This window comes from Frondihabitans sp. 4ASC-45, from assembly GCF_049472575.1.
Lineage (GTDB): Bacteria > Actinomycetota > Actinomycetes > Actinomycetales > Microbacteriaceae > Frondihabitans.
The window spans coordinates 653,658-668,049 of sequence record NZ_JBCEBN010000001.1 but is presented as its reverse complement, the minus strand read 5'-3'; the positions used below and the strand labels follow the sequence as shown (position 1 = coordinate 668,049).

Here is a 14,392-nt window from a genome sequence, read left to right as displayed (position 1 = left end):
AGCGCCGCTTATCTCCTCGCCGCTCCCGCCGCATTCACGTTTGCCGCGGTGGGCGGGTGTCCGTGATGTGCTGATGTGGGTGGCCCTGGACTCGCAGAAAGGGGACAGTCACGCGGCGACACGGGGCAGCGCGGCTGACAAGATGTGAGCATGGAATACAGCGCCGTACTCTTCGACCTCTTCGGCACTCTCGCCCCGGGAGGCACCCGCGAACTCCGCGACAACGTGTCACTCGAAGTGGCCCGCGATCTCGGCGTCGACCCCGACGCGTTCGCAACCGCCATCGGCGAGACATTCCGCGCACGCACCCTCGGTCAGCTCGGCACTCTCGAAGAGACCCTGGCCACTCTCGCATCGAGGCTCGGCGGGTCGCCGAGCGCTGACGACCTCACTCGCGCCGCCGGGCGACGCACCGAGATGACCGCCGGACTGCTCGCCGACACCTGGGCCCTCGACGTGCTCGACGAGCTTCGCGCCCGTGGATATTCGCTCGGGTTGGTCAGCGACTGCTCGATCGAAACGGCGCTGATTTGGCCGGAGAGCGCCCTCGCCGAGCGCTTCGACGTGGCGGCGTTCTCGGCGGTGCACGGCATTAAGAAACCCGCCGCCGAGCTGTATCGCGTCGCAACCGATGCCCTCGGGGTGGCGCCGGAGCAGTGCGTCTATGTCGGCGATGGCGGAAGCACCGAGCTGCCCGGGGCGGCCGACCTCGGCATGCGAGCTGTCTGGCTCAACCACCCGGGCAATCAGGGCGGTGCCGCGGATCCTGAGTGGTCTGGAGAGACGGTCACGGAACTCGCCGAGATACTTGCGATCTTGCCCTCGCGTCACCCGGAGGCCACAACCGCTCTCACCCGCTCGGGGGATAGCTGATTCTCAGCAGTTCAATAGAATCAGCGGCATGTACCTCGTGCTCTCCGCGTTCTATTTTCTGCTGGTCGCGGCCGCCCTCATCGACATCATCACGCGTGCCGACTCGCAGGTGCAGCATCTGCCGAAGCTGATCTGGATCCTCCTGGTGGTCGTGCTGCCCGTGATCGGGAGCATCGCGTGGTTCGTCGCGGGGCGTGATTACGGGCCGCGCCCCGAGTACGTGCCGCTGGGCGACGCGCGCCGTCACTCGCCCGGATCGGGCGCGACCGCGGTCGACGTGAGGCACCACCGGGTTTCGACGACCGAGCAGCAGCTCGCCGACCTCGACCGCGAGATCGAGTTCTACGAGAAGCAGGCCAAGCTGCAGAAGCTCCAGGCCGAACTCGACCCCAAGGATCCGGCCTAGCCCCGCTCGCCACCTCCCCACCGGGCGCTGGCTCCATCCTCGCCTCCACAGCCGCTCGGCTCGGCCAGTTTGGACGAAATCTGTGGAGGGGCTACCCGCGGTTCACCCCGAGGCGCTTTGATCGTCTGTAACCAGCACGTTCGAGGTTCTCAGGGGAGAGTCATGCGACAACCACAGGTCGGTTTCGATTCGATGGCCGGCGCGACTCCGGTCGAGCCCGGTCGCTCGGTGCGTCATGTGGCGCGCAAGGGGTCAACGGTCGCCGGCGCGGTGATCGGGGCGGTGGCTCTCGTCGGGGGTGTGCTCGTCGGAGCGACGCCCGGCGGCGATCCCGCATCGGCCGCCACCTCGCCGGGCAGCGTCCGTATCCACGACATCCAGGGCGCCTCCTGGATCTCGCCTCTCGACGGGCAGAAGGTCGACAACGTGCCCGGCGTCGTCACGGCCATCAGGGCGACCGGTTCGAGTAGGGGCTATTGGGTGCAGGATCCCGCACCAGACGCTGATCCCCTCACGAGCGAGGGCGTGTTCGTGTACACCGGCAAAGCCCCCACGGTCAGCGTCGGCGACTCGGTCCTCGTCTCGGCCACCGTGAAAGACTTTCGCGCGATCGCCTCGGGCACCACGCTCGCCACCACCTCGTACCTCTCGGTGACCGAGCTCACCTCGGCGACGGCCACTGTCGTCTCGTCGGGCAACGAGCTTCCGGCACCGATCGTCATCACGCCGACGACCGTCCCCGCCACCTACGCGCCCGACCTCGGCGGGGCGAACATCGAGACGACGGCGCTGACGCCGTCGCGCTCCGCCCTCGACTACTACGAGTCGGTCGAGGGAATGCGGGTCCGGGTCGACGACGCCCGCGTCATCGGTCCGTCCGACGCCTACGGGGAGCAGTACATCACCACCAAGCCCGATCAACTGCGCTCGAAGCGCGGCGGTGCGCTGCTCACGGCCGAGAACGCGACGCCCTCCGGCCGACTCGAGGTCGTCCCGACCGACGGCAGCAACCCGGGTGTGAGCGTCGGCGACGTCTTCACCGGCGAGACCGTCGGGCCGATCGACTACTCCCAGTACGGCGGATACCTCATCGCGGCCACGACCCTCGGCCCGGTCGCTTCGGCGAACCTGAAGCCGAGCGTCGCCTCGAAGCCGAAGAGCGACCAGCTGTCGATCGCGACCTACAACGTCGAGAACCTCACCCCCACCGACTCCGCAGCGAAGTACGCCGCGCTCGGCAAGGGCATCGTCACGAACCTCGCCTCGCCCGACATCGTCACGGTCGAAGAAGTGCAAGACAACACCGGAGCAACCGACGACGGCACAGTGGCGTCCGACCAGACCCTGGCCAAGCTCACCGCCGCGATCACGGCAGCTGGCGGCCCGGCCTATTCGACCCGCTCGATCGACCCCGTGAACGACGCCGACGGCGGGCAGCCGGGCGGCAACATTCGTATCGTGTTCCTCTTCAACCCGAAGCGGGTCAGCTTCGTCGATTCCGGCCGACGCGGCGTCGACCGTGCGACGACGGCGACAGCGGTGACGAGCACGCACGGCAAGCCCGGCCTCTCCTTCTCACCGGGGCGCATCGACCCGGGAAGCGCGGCCTGGAAGTCGAGCCGCAAGCCGCTCGTCGGGCAGTTCACCTTCCGGGGCAAGAGCGTGTTCGTCGTCGGCAACCACTTCGCCTCGAAAGGCGGCGACCAGAGCCAAGACGGGCGGTTCCAATACCCCGAGCAGTCATCGGCGGTGCAGCGCAAGGCCCAGGCCGCTGAGGTGAACTCCTTCGTCGACGCCGTGCTCGCCCGCGACAAGCGCGCCGCGGTCGTGGTTGCCGGCGATCTGAACGACTACCAGTTCAGCCCGGCGATGAAGACCCTGACGGGCCAGGCCGACGGCAAGACTGCGCTGACCGACCTCATCACCACACTGCCCGCCAACGAGCAGTACACCTACGACTACCAGGGTGTCAGCGAGGTGCTCGACCACATCCTGGTCAGCAAGGGCGTCGGCATCCCGCAGTACGAAGTGATCCACACCAACTCGGAGTACGCCGACCAGGTGAGCGACCACGACCCGCAGGTCGTTCGACTCTTCGGTACCCCGAAGCCGCAGTCGGCCGTCATTCCGCCGAAGGGCGTCGCGACGGGGTACTCCGACTCGCTCGACAAGCTCGACTACCAGGGCGCGACCGTGGGCGGGCTGTCGTCGCTGGCGTACGACCCGCGCTCGAAGTCGTGGATCTCGGCCGTCGACAACCACGCCTCCGACCCGTCGCGCATCTGGTTCATCGGGCGGAACCTCGCAAAGCCCGCCGTCGTTCGAGCCCCTCTGGTGCTCAAGACTCCGACCGGCGACCCGTACACGGGGCTGACCGCCGACAACGAGGGCCTCGCGGTGCTGCCGAACGGTGACTACCTCGTCAGCTCCGAGACCGAGCCCTCCATCCGAATCTTCGGCCGTGATGGAGTCCAGAAATCACAGCTTCGGGTGCCTGGGCGCTTCGCCGTGACGGGGACGACCCTCAGCGGTGCCGGACTGTCCGGTGCCGCCGTCGCCGGAGAGGCGACCTCGAACGCCACCCTCGAGGGACTGAGCATCTCGCCCTAGGGGCGCACGATCGTGGCCGCAATGGAGGGTGCGCTGTCGGGCGACGTGTCGGCGAACGGCGACACCCGATCGCACCGGTTGCTGGTGTACAAGGCGGGCAGCCATGGATCCTGGTCTCTGGCGAAGCAGGTCGGCTACCGCGCTGGCGCGGGCCAGAGGATTCCCGAGATCGTCGCCGTCGACGACGACCGCCTGGTCGTCGAGGAGGCCTCGTTCGCGGCTGACAGCGGCAATGCGGTGAAGCTCTACGCGGTGTCGGGGCTTGCGCGGGCGACCGATGTGAGCCGGGTGGCGAACCTGTCGACGGCGCCTGCCTCGGCGGTCCTGTCGAAGACGCTCGTGGCGGATCTCGTCAAGGGGCCGACGTTGGGTGCAACGGCGCTTGAGTCACAGGCCAATCCGCTGCTCGACAACTACGAGGGCATGGCGCTGACCGGTCGCGGCCCCGGCGGCACCATCAAGATCAGCCTCATCAGCGACGACAACTTCGGGCCGCTGCAGACGACGCGGGTGCTGAACACCCTGATCAAGCTGCCCCGCTAGGTGCCGGTGCCGGTGCCGGTGCCCGGTGCCCGCGCACGGCCGTGACGCACCCCCGGATGGCCAGAATGAGCCTGGCATCCGGGGGTTGTCTGGCCAGCCGGGGGTGCCTCGAGCCTCCTCGCGCGGCTAGGGGAGGTGGTGGGCGAGGTGAGCGATCTGGGCGGGAGCCATGCGCCGCCAATAGTCGAGATCGTGCCCACCCGGCTCGAAGCCGCCGGCAGGAGGCGACGCGAACCCGGCCACGTAATCGCGCGCGGCCGGAAAGAAGCCGTCGCCCGTTCCGCAGTCCACACGCACGGCGATCCCGTCGAGCGACGACTGGCGGCCGAACACGGTGTGCGCCGCGAAATCCGCTGCACCGTCGAACGCGATCGAGGCGGCCTGCGACGCCTCATGCCAGATAGCCGGGCTGTCCGCGGCGATCGCGGCGACCCTCGTCCGACCGAGCTGCGACCCGAGGAGGAGCGCGCCGAAGGCTCCCATCGACCAGCCGAGAAGTCCGATCCGCGACACGTCCAGACCGCGGGCGGCGAGCAGGGGCAGGAACTCGCCGACCACCATCGCTCCGGCGTCCTCGCCGGTCGAGCGTCGGTGCCAGTACGTGTTGCCGCCGTCGATCGAGGCGAGTGCAAACGGGCGCCCGCCGCCATCGACATGAGCGGCCAGAAAGCGGTCGAGCCCGAGATGGCCGGCCCCGAACGCGTTCGCGTGAGTGCCGCTGTATCCGTGAAGCACGATGGTAACGGGCAGCTCCGCGCTCGCCGACGAGCCCGGGGGATACGCCACCGACCAGCCGACTTCCCGCCCGAGACGAGCCTGCGACTGGAACGAGCCGCTGACGAGCTGGCCTGTCTCGACTGCCGGCACGGCTCCCGGCTGACCGTTCAATCCGAGCACCCGGTGCAACGTCGACCGCCCGGGCAGAAGTCGTTCCTCGACTGCAGCTCCACTGGCAACCACGAGCGCGGCGGCTGATCCTGCGCCGACGAGCAGCGTTCTCCTGGTGATTCCCACGTCTTGACGCTATCGATCAGGATCCGGCCCGAACGTCATCCGCCAGGACGAAACCAGCCGTCCCTCCGGCCCCTCATCACACCCCCTTGCGCGCCACCACCGAGAACGCCAGAGGCAGGCGATCGCGATTCGCCGGGAGCACGTAGGCACCGGCCTCGCAAGGTCGACTCACGAGGCGGGCCGAGCCGCGGGCCGGGGCGAGTTCGGTCGGTGCGGCCTTGGGGTTGTCTGGGGAACGGGGCCGCCGGATCCTTTGGTCTCTGGCGTGCCGGGGCTGCGGTCTAGGCTTTGGACCGTGGAATCCGGAGGAGCGCGCAAGGTCGGTCGGCCTCGCGACCCGCTCGTCGAAGAGCGGCTGCTGCGTGTGACGCAAGAGCTGATCGCCGAAATCGGCATCGACGCTCTGACCATGAACCGGGTTGCCGAGCGGGCCGGGGCGAGCAAGGCGACCATCTTCCGGCGATGGGACGACAAGCGGTCGCTGGTCCGAGACGCGGTGGCGGCGTTCGATGTCGACACGACGATCCCGAACACGGGCGCACTCCGCACCGACCTCGAAGCCCTCGTGCGCACCTGGGTGAGCCCGATCGGCTACCCGCCAGCCGAGTTCCGCCACGTCATCGCCGCGATCTCGCGCGATCCCGACATCTGGCGTGCCTACGACGCGGCGACCCACACCGAGCGCACCCGCTCGTTGACCGTGGTCGTGCGACGCGGGGTGGCGCGCGGCGAGGCAGAACCGGTGCGGTACGACGCAGCGTTCGTCACCCGTGCCGTGCACGCGCTCGCCGTCGAGCACGCCGCCCAGCGCGAGTTGCCGCTCGACGAGGCGTTCGTCGCACGTGTGATCGACAGCGTGGTGGAGCCGATCCTCGGCATCGGGCGCGACGCCGAGGCGGATGCGCGCGACGTCGCGGCGGGGATTCCGCTGCACGTGCGTCGCTGACGCGGCCGTCCGCTTTCTTGTAACCCCGCTCGGTGGTTGTGGCGCCCCTGTGGAAATTCGTAGCGGTCATTAGCGGCTACAATTTAAGGTGCACGGCATGGCACCCCGTTGGATGAACTCTGCAGACAAACACGGCATACCCCGCACTGATCAGATCTTCGCTCTCGTCAACGCGACCTATACCGAGCGATTGCCGGGAGAGAGTCTTGACGAGGGTGAAGTCTGGCTGTATCTGGGTCATCCGCACGCCCACACCGATCGATAAATCGAGATTTTGGTCACTGTTTACGACGACGGACGCGAGGCCGTCGTGTTTCACGCGATGGAGCTCGGCCCCAAGTTTCGTCGTCGCCGAGAGGAGCATGGCAATGCCTGAAGTCACCGACAATGAATTCGATGCGCTCGCGAGTCGTCTCACCGATCCCTCGATGCCCACGCCTGCGGCGGCTGACACGGCGACGGGCGCCGCGGCGGCCCGGCGAGGCCGGGCCCTGATGCTGAAGCAGTACGGCAGCGAAAGCGCGCTCGAAGAAGCGATGCGTAGATCAGGCCGGCCGCGAGTCGGCACCGCGCCGAAAGGAGCGTCCCCCACTGTCCGGGCGCGGATCTCCGAGGCTGAGTTCGACGCGTTCACCCGGTTGGGAGAAGAGAGCGGTCGGAGTCAGAGCGAACTGGTTCGAGAAGCGATCCATCGACTTCTCGTCGAGCACAAGTTGGTCAGCTAGCCCGCACCTGTGGAAAACCGCCCCGGCGTTCTCGCCCGGGATGGGACGATAGATCCATGACCGCAACACTCGTCGCCAAGGGGCTGGCCGGAGGCTATGCCGCCCGCACGCTCTTCGACTCCCTCGACCTGACCGTCGCTCCCGGCGATGTGATCGGGGTGGTCGGTGTCAACGGCGCCGGCAAGTCGACTCTGCTCAAGCTCCTCGGCGGCGTCGAGCAACCTCTCGCAGGTACGGTGTCTCTCGCGCCGGCCGACGCGTTCATCGGCTGGTTGCCACAAGAGCACGAGCGGGTTCCGCACGAGACTGTGGCCGACTACATCGGCAGGCGGACGGGATGCGCGGCGGCGACAGCGGAGATGGATGCTGCTGCGGTCGCGCTCGCGGATCCTGCGGTTTCCGACGCGGCAGCCGACACCTATTCGACCGCCTTCGACCGCTGGCTGGCATCAGGGGCCGCCGACCTCGACGAGCGCATTCCCGTCGTGCTGGCCGAGCTGGGCCTCGCGATCGGTGGGAGCGGGAGTGGCAGTGGCAGCAGCACGTCGACCACTGTCACCACCGACTCCCTGATGACGTCGCTCTCAGGCGGGCAGGCGGCGCGGGTGGGGTTGGCGGCCCTCCTTCTCTCGCGTTTCGACATCGTGCTGCTCGACGAGCCCACCAACGATCTCGACCTCGACGGGTTGGCCCGGCTGGAGGAGTTCGTGCGCGGGCTCCGCGGTGGCGTCGTCCTGGTCAGCCACGACCGCGAGTTCCTCGCCCGCTCGGTCACGAGCGTGCTCGAACTCGACCTCGCGCAGGCGTCGAACCGGCTGTTCGGCGGTGGCTACGACTCCTATCTCGACGAGCGTGAGATCGCCCGTCAGCACAAGCGCGACGCCTACGACGAGTTCGCGGCGACGAAAGCCGACCTCGTCGGCCGTGCGAGAACGCAGCGCGAGTGGTCGAGTCAGGGTGTCCGCAACGCGATGAAGAAGTCACCCGACAACGACAAGATCCGGCGCAAGGCGGCGTCCGAGTCGAGCGAGAAGCAGGCGCAGAAGGTGCGCCAGATGGAGAGCCGAATCGCCCGCCTCGACGAGGTCGACGAGCCCCGCAAAGAGTGGCAGCTCGAATTCACGATCGGTCAGGCGCCGCGGTCGTCGGCGGTCGTCTCGACGCTCTCCGACGCGACGTTCACCCAGGGCGACTTCACGCTCGGCCCGGTCTCGCTCCAGATCAACGGCGGCGATCGCATCGGCATCACCGGGCCAAACGGCGCCGGCAAGTCGACGCTGCTGCGCGCGCTGCTAGGCGCACAGGAGCCCACGTCCGGCACCGCGTCACTCGGCTCCTCCGTCGCTGTCGGCGAAATCGACCAGGCACGCAGCGTGTTCACCGGCCCACGCCCTCTGGCCGACGTCTTTGAGGGTCTCGTTCCCGACGTCACCCAGGCGGAGGTCCGCACACTCCTGGCGAAGTTCGGCCTCAAAGCCGACCACGTGGGGCGTCCCGTCGACGAGCTGTCACCCGGCGAGCGGACTCGCGCCGGCCTCGCCCTGCTCCAGGCGCGCGGCGTGAACGTGCTCGTGCTCGACGAGCCGACGAACCATCTCGACCTCGCCGCGATCGAGCAGCTGGAGCAGGCCCTCGACACGTACGAAGGCACCCTGTTGCTCGTCACGCACGACCGCCGCATGCTCGAGACGGTTCGGCTCGACCGGCAGTGGCGGGTGGAGGCCGGGCGGGTGTCGGAGGCGTGAGCGTGTGTGCCGGTGCCAATTCGAGAGTGATCCGCCGCCACAGTGCGCTGTCAGGTGTAACGGGTGTGACCGCGACCCCGGATCGCTCGGAAATGGACAGACGCAGTCCGACTGCAGTCGCTTCCAGGCCAGACCCCGTGCGCTTTGCGGCCAGACGAGCCTGTCGACTCCGCGCGCCGCGCTAGCCTCAGACCATGACGTGGAAGAGCCTCGGTAAGACCATCGCCAAGATCGTCGTCGGGATCAACTTTTTCTTGCGCGTGACCTCGGTGATGCAGGTGCCGCGCAACCGTCGCCCCACGACTGCGCTGGCCTGGTTGCTCGCGATCTTCGCGGCGCCGATCCCCGGCGTCATGGCGCTCAACCTCTTTGGCTCGACCCTCCTGCCGAAGGGGCGCCGTGAAAAGCAGGCCGAGATCAACGGCTTCATCATCGACACGACATCGGGCCTCGACCTCGTGACGAAAGAGGAGAGCTGGCCGCGCTGGTTCGGCTCCGTCGTCGACCTGAACCGCAAGCTCGGCGCCATGCCCCTCGTCGGCGGCAACGACGCGCACATCCTGGCCGACTTCGGCACCACGATGCGCGCCATGACCGATGCCGTCGGCAAGGCAGAGCGCTACGTGCACGTCGAGTTCTACCTCTTCGCCTACGACAAGGCCACGGTCGAGTTCTGTAAGGCGCTGGAAGACGCGCACAAGCGGGGCGTCACCGTCCGCGTGCTGTACGACCACTGGACGACGATGCGAAACCCCGCCTCGAAAGACACCCTCGCGTGGCTCGAGCGCACCGGCATCCCCAACCGCGCGATGTTGCCGGTGAACGCGCGAACCGTCCTCCGGCGCCGCCCCGACCTCCGCAACCACCGCAAGGTGGTCGTGATCGACGGCACCGTCGGCTTCATGGGATCGCAGAACCTCGTCGACCCCGACTACAACAAGGCCTCCAACAAGCGACGCCACCTTCGGTGGAAAGACCTCATGCTGAAGCTCGAAGGCCCCGTGGTCGCCGGTGTAAACGCCATCTTCATCACCGACTGGTTCGCCGAGACCGAAGAACTCCTGCAGCGCGAAGCCGACCCGATCCACAACGTGGAAGAGCCCGACACGCTCGACTGCCAGATCGTGCCCTCCGGCCCGGGCTTCGAGGGCGAGAACAACCTGCGCCTGTTCAACGCGCTCGTCTACGGCGCGCAAGAACGCCTCGTCATCGTCAGCCCCTACTTCGTGCCCGACGACTCGATGCTCTACGCGATCACGACGGCGGCCCAGCGCGGAGTCGAGGTGCAGCTGTTCGCATGCGAAATCGGCGACCAGTTCATGGTCTATCACGCGCAGCGCTCGTACTACGAGACGCTGCTGCGCGCCGGCGTGCGCATCTTCCTGTACCGCAAGCCGATCGTGCTCCACGCCAAGCACTTCACCGTCGACTCCGATGTCGCCGTCGTCGGGTCGAGCAACATGGACATGCGCTCCTTCAGCCTCGACTTCGAGGTGTCGGTGATGATCCGCGGCCGCCGTTTCGTCTCGGAGCTCGCGCGGGTGCAAGACGACTACCGGGCTCAGTCTCGAGAGCTCTCGCTCGTCGAGTGGCTCGACCGGCCCCTGCTCTCGAGGATCCTGGACAACGTCTGCCGACTCACTGCCGCGGTCCAGTAGGGCTGGCTCCGGCCCGCCCGCTGGCGCTTAGTCGCGTTTCGCCCGTTTAGTCGCGCTTTACCGCGACTAAACGTGCGAAACGCGACTAGTTGGAAGGCAAGCAGCGTCGCTCACCGTTTTACGCACGACTAACCGAAAAAACGGTAAGCGATGCGTGAAACGGTTAGCGAAGCGAGCTACCGCGCGAGCGACCGGTAGCAGGCGACGAGCCCGTCGGCCGAGTGCGCCCAGCTGAGCCCGGCGGCCCGCACGCGGGCGGCGGTCGAGAGGGCGGCGGCATAGACCGGTTCGCCGAGGATCCCCGCGATCGCGTCTGCCCACACGGCCGGTTCGCGCGACCGCAGCACGATCCCGGTCACCCCGTCGACGACGGCTTCGCGCAGGCCTCCGGCGGCCGCCGCCACGACCGGTGTGCCGCTGGCAGCGGCCTCGAGGGCGACGAGGCCGTACGTCTCGGAGTGCGACGGCACCACGGCGACTCGTGCCTCTCGGAGGAGTGCGGCGAGAGCCGAGCGCGACTGCGGGCCGACGAACCGGACCCGGTCGGCGACGCCGAGCGACTCGGCGAGGGCGCGAAGCTCGTCGGGATAGCTGCGGTAGTCGACCGACTCCTCGCCGGCGATCACGAGGTCGGGGCGAATGCTCTCGGGGATCGCCGCGACCGCCGCGATGGCCAGGTCGAAGCCCTTGAGCGGGTCGAGGCGACCGGCGGCGACGACGTAGGGCGAGGGGGCAACCGAGCCCGGCGTGGTCGGTCGGAACACGGTGGCGTCGACTCCGGGCGAGACGACGTGCACGTTCTCGGCATCGGCCCCGAGCCGGTGCACGACGGTCTCGGCTTCGGCGGCGCTGATGGCGATGACCCCGTCGGATTCTTTCGCGAGCCAGGCCTCGCCGGTGAGGCGACCGGGCGATTCGGGCCGTTCGCCCTCCGAGAGGGGCGTCGAGTGATCGGCGGCGATCGAGTGGAAGCTCTGCAGGTGCGCCAGGCCTCGCGCCCGCGCGAAGGGAAGGGCGGCCATGCCCGAAAACCAGTGGTGCGAGTGGACTATGTCGTAGGGACCGAACGGCTCCATGGCCTGCTGGAACTCACCGATGAAGTTCTCGTGCACGCCCTTCGCGACGGGCTCGGGCGGCCCGGCGTCGAGAAACCGCAGGACGACGTTCTCGCCGAGGTCGCTAGTGGCGGGCTGGTCGGGCGACGATCGGCGTGTGAGAACGTCGACGTGGTGGCCGAGTGCGCCGAGCGCTGCGGCCTGGTTGCGCACGACGACGTTCATGCCGCCGGCGTCTCCGATGCCGGGGTCGGACGCCGGCGAGGTGTGCAGACACACGAGAGCGATGCGGAGGGCGTCCGGCCGAGAGTCAGGCATCAGATGAGCGTATCGCTCGGTGACGCTGCGGGATCTCAGCGGGCGACCGCACTAGCCAACCCCGGAGCAGCCCGACAGAAGACTGCAGAGCCGAACCTCAGAGCGCCGCCGAGCCACCCTCGTCGAGCAGTGCGCGGAGCTCGTGGAGGTCGATCGGCACGGTGTCGGCGAGTACGGGGCCATCACTCGAGAAGGAACTGTCTTTGCTCATGCCCCGAGAGTGGCACGATCGGGTCGGAGGTACCTCGGAATGGGGGCATTTCGGGGGACAAGCCGGCGTTCCGATGCACAGCCGTTACCCGTAGAACTAAAGGCATGACCCTCTCACAGCCTTATCCCCTCGGCGTCTCCGTCGTCGACGGTGGCGTCACCGTCGCCGTCTACTCCGAGACCGCGACCGCCATCTACTTCTGCACCTTCGATTCTGCGGGCGAAGGATCCGACGCGGCCGGCTCCGAGACGCGGCACGAGCTCGATGAGCGCACGGGCTACGTGTTCCACGCGTTCGTGCCCGGCATCGAAGTGGGCACCCGGTACGGTCTGCGGGTCGACGGTGAGTGGGATCCTGCGAACGGTCTTCGCCACGACGTGGCCAAGCTGCTGCTCGACCCGCACGCGCGGGCCATCGAGGGTGGCTTCGAGTGGGGTCAGGCGCTGTTCTCACACGAGTTCGACGACCCGTTCACGCGCAACGACGACGACTCTGCATCGGCAATGCCGAAGTGCATCGTCACCGACGCGTCGTTCGACTGGGAGGGCGACAAGGCTCCGCGCGTCCCGCTCGACGAGACCGTCATCTACGAGGTGCACGTGAAGGGCTTCACGAAGCAGCACCCCGAGGTTCCCGAGAGCATTCGGGGTACGTACGCGGGTCTCGCCGACCCCGCGGCCATCAAGCACTTCGTCGACCTGGGGGTCACCAGCGTCGAGCTGCTGCCGATCCACCAGTTCGCCCAGGAAGACACTCTCGCCGAGAAGGGGCTGCGCAACTACTGGGGCTACAACTCGATCGGATTCTTCGCGCCGCACAACGAGTACTCGTCGTCGGGTCAGGCGGGCGAGCAGGTCGCCGAGTTCAAGGCCATGGTCAAGGCGTTCCACGCCGCTGGCCTCGAGGTGATCCTCGACGTGGTGTTCAACCACACGGCCGAGGGTAACCACCAGGGCCCGACGCTGTCGTTCAAGGGCATCGACAACGCCTCGTATTACCGTCTGGTCGAAGACGACCGCGGAAGCTACTTCGACACCACGGGCACCGGCAACTCGCTCAACGTCGGGCACCCGGCCGCCCTTCGCCTCATCATGGACTCGCTTCGCTACTGGGTCACCGAGATGCACGTCGACGGTTTCCGCTTCGACCTCGCCACGACCCTCACCCGCCAGGACGGCGACGCCGAGAAGCACTCGGCGTTCCTCGATCTGTGCCACCAGGATCCCGTGCTCGCCCCGGTCAAGCTCATCGCCGAGCCGTGGGACACCGCGGGGTACCAGGTCGGAGGATTCCCGGCCGACTGGTCGGAGTGGAACGGGAAGTTCCGCGACGACACCCGCGAGTACTGGGGCTCGGGCGACGTGCTCGGCACCTTTACGCAGCGTGTGCTGGGTAGCCCCGATGTCTACGAGGGCGACCGCCGTTCGCCGCTGTCGAGCGTGAACTTCGTCACCGCGCACGACGGCTTCACGCTCCGCGACCTCACCTCGTACGCCGAGAAGCACAACGAGGCCAACGGTGAAGACAACAACGACGGCGAGAGCAACAACGCGTCGTTCAACGGCGGCATCGAGGGCGACACCGACGACGCGGCCGTGCTCGAGTGGCGTGGTCGTCAGCAGCGCAACCTGCTTGCGACGCTGCTGCTGTCGGCCGGTGTGCCGATGATCCTCGGCGGCGACGAGATGGGCCGCACCCAGGGTGGCAACAACAACGCCTACTGCCAGGACGACGAGATCTCGTGGTTCGACTGGAAGGCCGTCGACCGCGACCTGCTCGAGTTCACCACGTCGCTGATCGCGCTCCGTCAGTCGGCGCCGGCACTGCGCCCGTCGTGGTTCCGCACCGCGCCCGGCGACTCGCCCCGCACCGTTGAGATCCTGCGGGCCGACGCTCGTCCGTTCGAAGAGGCCGACTGGCAGGATCCGGAGAACCGCGCGGTCATGTTCGTGCTCGGGCACGAGGGAGCCGACTCCTTTGCCGTGCTGATGAACGCGGCGCAGAACGGTGTCGAGTTCACCGTGCCCGAGGCGCCCTTCGGCGAGTGGGAGCTCGCGTCGTCGAGCGACCCGGAGCAGCACGTGGCCTCGCCCGTGTCGACTCTGATCGTGCGCGACGCCTCGTTCACGGTTCTCCGCTCGAAGGCCTAGCCCGACCCGCCCAGCTCGACCCGCGCAGCCCGACCCGCCTAGCCCCACCCGCCACAGCGGCACAGACCCGCTCGATCGGCACGAACACCCCGCCTAGCCGGGCTGTTTGTGCCGGCCGGGCGGGTTTGTGCCGTTCGA

9 protein-coding genes and 1 pseudogene are annotated in these 14,392 nt (G+C 68.0%); 8 read left to right on the top strand and 2 right to left on the bottom strand.

The window, feature by feature from the left end:
* The first annotated feature begins 150 nt into the window (after positions 1-150).
* The 3 genes and pseudogenes from VH571_RS03105 (at position 151) to VH571_RS03095 (ending at position 4,432) form a co-directional block, all read left to right on the top strand.
* Complete coding sequence (locus tag VH571_RS03105; protein ID WP_423263268.1) at positions 151-873, top strand: HAD family hydrolase; 723 nt, start codon at positions 151-153, stop codon at positions 871-873.
* A 28-nt stretch (positions 874-901) separates the two neighbouring features.
* On the top strand, positions 902-1,279 hold the full coding sequence (locus tag VH571_RS03100; protein WP_084816042.1) for a PLD nuclease N-terminal domain-containing protein: 378 nt from the start codon (positions 902-904) through the stop codon (positions 1,277-1,279).
* A 162-nt stretch (positions 1,280-1,441) separates the two neighbouring features.
* Positions 1,442-4,432, top strand: a pseudogene (locus tag VH571_RS03095) (esterase-like activity of phytase family protein).
* 126 nt (positions 4,433-4,558) lie between these two features.
* On the opposite strand, the gene VH571_RS03090 reads toward VH571_RS03095, so the two are convergent.
* Positions 4,559-5,446 (bottom strand): alpha/beta hydrolase, encoded by an 888-nt coding sequence (locus tag VH571_RS03090; RefSeq protein ID WP_423263267.1) that lies wholly within the window; start codon positions 5,444-5,446, stop codon positions 4,559-4,561.
* Positions 5,447-5,741: 295 nt separating this feature from the next.
* On the opposite strand from VH571_RS03090, the gene VH571_RS03085 reads away from it, so the two are divergent.
* From VH571_RS03085 to cls, 4 genes are all read left to right on the top strand, one after another.
* Positions 5,742-6,392, top strand: coding sequence for a TetR-like C-terminal domain-containing protein (locus tag VH571_RS03085; protein ID WP_158613161.1), 651 nt, complete (start codon positions 5,742-5,744; stop codon positions 6,390-6,392).
* Positions 6,393-6,760: 368 nt separating this feature from the next.
* The gene (locus tag VH571_RS03080; RefSeq protein ID WP_423263266.1) at positions 6,761-7,117 is read left to right on the top strand and encodes a ribbon-helix-helix protein, CopG family; all 357 of its coding nucleotides are present in this window, start codon (positions 6,761-6,763) and stop codon (positions 7,115-7,117) included.
* 56 nt (positions 7,118-7,173) lie between these two features.
* On the top strand, positions 7,174-8,862 hold the full coding sequence (locus tag VH571_RS03075; RefSeq protein ID WP_423263265.1) for an ABC-F family ATP-binding cassette domain-containing protein: 1,689 nt from the start codon (positions 7,174-7,176) through the stop codon (positions 8,860-8,862).
* 194 nt (positions 8,863-9,056) lie between these two features.
* Complete coding sequence (gene cls / locus VH571_RS03070) at positions 9,057-10,520, top strand: cardiolipin synthase (protein WP_423263263.1); 1,464 nt, start codon at positions 9,057-9,059, stop codon at positions 10,518-10,520.
* Positions 10,521-10,696: 176 nt separating this feature from the next.
* On the opposite strand, the gene VH571_RS03065 is transcribed toward cls, so the two are convergent.
* Complete coding sequence (locus tag VH571_RS03065; protein ID WP_423263261.1) at positions 10,697-11,893, bottom strand: glycosyltransferase; 1,197 nt, start codon at positions 11,891-11,893, stop codon at positions 10,697-10,699.
* 315 nt (positions 11,894-12,208) lie between these two features.
* On the opposite strand from VH571_RS03065, the gene glgX reads away from it, so the two are divergent.
* Positions 12,209-14,254 (top strand): glycogen debranching protein GlgX, encoded by a 2,046-nt coding sequence (gene glgX, locus VH571_RS03060; RefSeq protein ID WP_423263259.1) that lies wholly within the window; start codon positions 12,209-12,211, stop codon positions 14,252-14,254.
* Positions 14,255-14,392: the final 138 nt, after the last annotated feature.

Coding starts and splice junctions, on each gene's coding strand:
- VH571_RS03105 (WP_423263268.1), top strand. CDS start 151: ATGGAATACAGCGCCGTACTCTTCGACCTCTTCGGCACTCTCGCCCCG.
- VH571_RS03100 (WP_084816042.1), top strand. CDS start 902: ATGTACCTCGTGCTCTCCGCGTTCTATTTTCTGCTGGTCGCGGCCGCC.
- VH571_RS03080 (WP_423263266.1), top strand. CDS start 6,761: ATGCCTGAAGTCACCGACAATGAATTCGATGCGCTCGCGAGTCGTCTC.
- VH571_RS03075 (WP_423263265.1), top strand. CDS start 7,174: ATGACCGCAACACTCGTCGCCAAGGGGCTGGCCGGAGGCTATGCCGCC.
- cls (WP_423263263.1), top strand. CDS start 9,057: ATGACGTGGAAGAGCCTCGGTAAGACCATCGCCAAGATCGTCGTCGGG.
- VH571_RS03065 (WP_423263261.1), bottom strand. CDS start 11,893: ATGCCTGACTCTCGGCCGGACGCCCTCCGCATCGCTCTCGTGTGTCTG.
- glgX (WP_423263259.1), top strand. CDS start 12,209: ATGACCCTCTCACAGCCTTATCCCCTCGGCGTCTCCGTCGTCGACGGT.